The sequence below is a fragment of the Archangium sp. genome (genome assembly GCF_036388035.1).
Lineage (GTDB): Bacteria > Myxococcota > Myxococcia > Myxococcales > Myxococcaceae > Archangium.
Genome location: NZ_DASVSO010000721.1, coordinates 1 through 3,926, shown reverse-complemented (window position 1 = coordinate 3,926; position 3,926 = coordinate 1). Strand labels below are relative to the sequence as shown.

The window sequence follows — 3,926 nt, the reverse complement described above, 5'->3', positions numbered from 1 at the left end:
TCCACCATCGCATCCGCGCAGGCCTCGTTGAAGCCGCCCAGGCCCGCGCACGCCTCGACCTCCTCCGGCGCCAGCCAGCGGGACTCCACCAGCCGCGTCCGGCGGCGCTCCGGGGACTCGCGGTAGAAGCCCGACAGGCGCGAGGAGCGCTTCACCTTCAGCGATTTGACGTTGTGGTCACTCATGAGCTCACTCCCCTGGGAAGCAGCGGTCCGGACACCTTCTGGCCCTTGCCCGCCGGTAGGAGCTGCGCGGTCCCCTCCTGGGCCCGGGCCGCCGCCGGCAGCACCGCCTCCGGCCGCACGAGGATCGTCGTCGCGAGCCCCAGCTTGCGTGAGAGCGGCACCGAGGCGCGTCCGCTGAAGACGTCGTAGTCGCGCTCCTCGATGGCGCGCAGGATGTCCCCGTAGATGGAGCCCATCAGCTTCACCATGCGCTGGCACCCGAAGCCGCCCAGGGCCGGAATCCCCGTGGCCGCCCGCGCGTAGTAGGCGCGCGCCCGGGCGATCTGGAAGCGCATGAAGCCGCGCCAGCGGTCATCCACCACGCCCCGGCGCAGGTCCTCCACCGAGAGGCCGAAGGAGGCCAGCTCGTCCAGCGGCAGGTAGACGCGGTCGCGGTCGAGGTCCTCCTTCACGTCGCGGAGGATGTTGGTGAGCTGCATGGCGCGGCCGAGGTCCGCGGCCGGCCCCAGCGCCCACTCCTCCTCGCAGCCCAGCATCGGGGCCATCATCAGCCCCACCACGCCCGCCACCCGGTAGCAGTACAGGTCCAGCTCCTCCCAGCTCTCGTAGCGGCGCTTCGTCAGGTCCATCTCCATGCCGGAGATGAGCTCCTGCATGGGCAGCTCGGGGACGCGGAAGCGGCGGATGCAGTCCACCAGGGCGGCGAGCTCCGCCGCGTCCCACGGGCCCGCGCCGCCGCTGGCGCGCGTGGCGGGCGGGGGCATGCGGGGGTCGGCCAGCTCCGGCGTGTCCAGGTACAGCTCGGCCACGGCGCGGCGCGCGCGCATCAGCCGCTCGGCGAGCCCCTCGGGCACCGCGCCCTGGTCCGCCCCGTCCGCCACGTCCACCATGTCATCCAGCCGCCGGCAGTAGGCGTAGAGCGCGAAGGCCGCCTTGCGCCGCAGGCCGAAGAGCAGGAACGAAGCGAAGAAGAAGCTCTTCGCGTGGTGCCGCGTCACGCGCTCCGCCATCTCGTAACCCCGTGCCACCAACGTCTGGTCCAGCGACGTCATGCTGCCTCCTCGATTGCTCCGCTCCCGACGCCCCTCACCACCTGCTTCTCCACCTCGCTCCCCCCCACCCACGCCTGGATGCGCTCCACCGCCAGCCGCGCGGAGATGAGCACCGTGGGCAGGCCCGTCCCCGGCTGGGTGGAGGCCCCCACGAAGAAGAGGTTGCGCACCCGCGCGTCCTGGTTGGACGGGCGGAAGGGGCCGATCTGGAAGAAGTTCTGCGCCAGCCCGAAGGCGCTGCCCCGGGCCAGGTTGAAGGTGGCGGCCCAGTCATCCGGCGTGACGGTGCGCTCCACCTCGATGTCGCGCTCCAGCTCCGGGTAGCCCAGCTCGGCCAGTCGGCGGAACACCTTGGCGCGCACCTTCGGGCCCTCCACCTTCCAGTCCACGTTCGGGTGCTGGTGGGGCACCGGCACGAGGACATAGAGGGCGTCCTTGCCCGGCGGCGCGAGGCTCGGGTCCGTGTGGGCCGGGGCGTTGACGTAGAAGCTCGGATCCTCGGGGACGCGGAAGCGCTCGAAGATGTCGTCGAACGAGCCCTTGTAGTCGTGGCCGAAGATGACGTTGTGGTGCTGCAACCCCTCGTAGCGGCGCCGCAGCCCCAGGTAGAGCATGTAGCCGCTGGAGGTGTAGCGCAGCTTCTTCGCGCGCTTGAGCGTGGTGGCCTTCGGATCCAACAGCTTCTCGTACGCGTAGGGCAGGTCCGCGTTGCACAGCACCACGTCCGCCTTCACCACCCGCCCGTCCTCGAGCAGCACGCCCGTGGTGCGAGCGCCCTCGGTGAGGATGCGCTTGACCGGCGCGCCGTAGTGCAGCCGCACGCCCTCCTCGCGCGCCACCTTCTCCAGCGCGAGGGGAATGGCGTAGAGGCCGCCCTGGGGGAACCACACGCCCACGCCCAGCTCGGTGAAGGGCAAGAGCCCGTACACCGCCGGCGAGGCGAAGGGCGACACGCCCAGGTACATCGTCTGGAAGGTCATCGCCGCGCGCAGCCGCTCGTCCTGGAAGAAGCGGCTGACGTCCGCGTACATGCGGCGGTGGGCACGCACCTGGAAGATGCGCTTGAGCACCGAGGGCGCGAAGTAGTCGGTGATGCCCGAGTAGTTGCGGCCCACCAGGTGGTCCAGGCTCGTGCGGTACTGGGTGCGCCCCTGGGCGAGGAAGGCGAGGTAGCGCTGGTAGCTGCCGGGCTCGATGCGCTCCAGCTCGCGCCCCATGGCGCACAGCTCGGAGGTGAAGGTGATGTCCGAGCCGTCGCGGTAGTGGATGCGGTAGTTCGGATCGCACTTGAGCAGCGTGAGGTAGTCCTCCATCCGCCGGCCGAGCGAGGCGAACGTCTCCTGGAACACCTCGGGCATGAGCACGATGGTGGGGCCCAGGTCCCAGGTGAAGCCGTCCACCCGCATGCGGTTGCAGCGCCCGCCAGGGCCGTCCGTCTTCTCGAAGAGCTGCACGTCGAAGCCCTGGTGGGCCAGCCGCGCCGCCGCCGCGAGCCCCCCCACGCCCGCGCCCACCACCACCGCCTGTCGCTTGCCGCTGCTCACGGGGCTCTCCTCGTCAAACCATCCGGTGGGCCCACTGGCCGATGAGCGCCTGGAGCAGGTCCCTCAGGCCATTGGGGTTGGGCAGCGCCGCGAGCGTGTTGACGGCCCCGCGCGAGGCCCTCGCCACCATGCGCTCGGTGGCGGCGCGACCGCCCGCCTCCTCCACCAGCCGGCGCGCGCGCTGCCGGGCCGCGTCGTCCTTGCGCTCGGGGGGCAGCGCCCAGAGCGTCTCCAGCTCCCGGCGCACCTCGGGGCGGGCGCGCGCCCAGGCCGCCACCAGCGGGAAGGTGCGCCGGCCCTGGGTGAAGTCGCAGTCCAACCGCCGCCCGGGCACGCGCGCGCTCTCGAAGAGGCACAGCAGGTCGTCGCGCAGCTGCCAGGCCAGCCCGGCGCAGTCGCCCAGGCGCGCCATCTGGAGTTGCAGCGCCATGTCCGCCCCGGCCAGCATCGCCCCGCACGCCAGGGGCGCGAACAGGCCCTGGCGCACCGCCTTCAGCCGGGCCACGCGCAGCGCCTTGAGCACGCTCACCTGCCCCAGTGGGGGGAGCCCCAGGTCCAGGTATTGCCCCGCCGCGCCGTGGCGGAACACCCGCAGGGAGTACTGGCTGGCCCGGGCCGCCGCTGGCAGCTCCGAGCCCAGCATCGTCTCCATCGCGCGGGCGAACAGGTGGTCACCCACCACCACCGCCAGGTCGGGCCCCACGCGATCCGGCGTCAGCAGGTGGTGCAGTGCCAGCCCGCCGTGCCGCAGGGCCCCCTGCTCCGCCACGTCGTCATGGATGGCGAGGAAGGCATGCAGCAGCTCCAGCCCCGCGGCGAAGCGCCACAGCCCGGCCGGCACCGCCGCCGAGCCCCGCGCCAGGCAGTAGCCGGCCAACAGCAGCGCCGGGCGCACGCGTCGGGTGGGTCGCAGCACGTACTCGCGCACCAGCTCCAGCACCCTTGTCCAATGTGTGTCCAGCCGCGCTTCGTCCGGCAGCTCCAGCACCTCGACCAGCGAGCCCTCCACCTGGGCCTGCACCAACTTCAACCAGGCCTGCTCCACCGAGGGAGCCGGCCGGGGCGGTGCGACGGTGAACGGCGTGGGGCCCATACAACCTTCCTCGGGGGCGGTGGGTACCTTCAACGATGGAGGTAGCGTTTGT

4 protein-coding genes are annotated in these 3,926 nt (G+C 72.0%); all 4 read right to left on the bottom strand.

The window, feature by feature from the left end; translation table 11 throughout:
* The coding region (locus tag VF697_RS29600) for a hypothetical protein (RefSeq protein WP_331100139.1) at positions 1–185 on the bottom strand (185 nt) is incomplete at its 3' end.
* Positions 182–1,237: a phytoene/squalene synthase family protein gene (locus VF697_RS29595; protein WP_331100138.1), complete on the bottom strand. Its 1,056-nt coding sequence runs from the start codon at positions 1,235–1,237 to the stop codon at positions 182–184. The genes VF697_RS29595 and VF697_RS29600, both read right to left, overlap by 4 nt.
* Positions 1,234–2,781 carry a phytoene desaturase family protein gene (locus VF697_RS29590; RefSeq protein WP_331100136.1) on the bottom strand — a complete coding sequence of 516 codons (1,548 nt, stop codon included), beginning with the start codon at positions 2,779–2,781 and terminating at the stop codon, positions 1,234–1,236. Before VF697_RS29590 ends, VF697_RS29595 begins: the two co-directional genes overlap by 4 nt.
* 13 nt (positions 2,782–2,794) lie before the next feature.
* Positions 2,795–3,874, bottom strand: a complete 1,080-nt coding sequence (locus VF697_RS29585) for a polyprenyl synthetase family protein (RefSeq protein ID WP_331100134.1) — start codon at positions 3,872–3,874, stop codon at positions 2,795–2,797.
* Between the last annotated feature and the right edge of the window lie 52 nt (positions 3,875–3,926).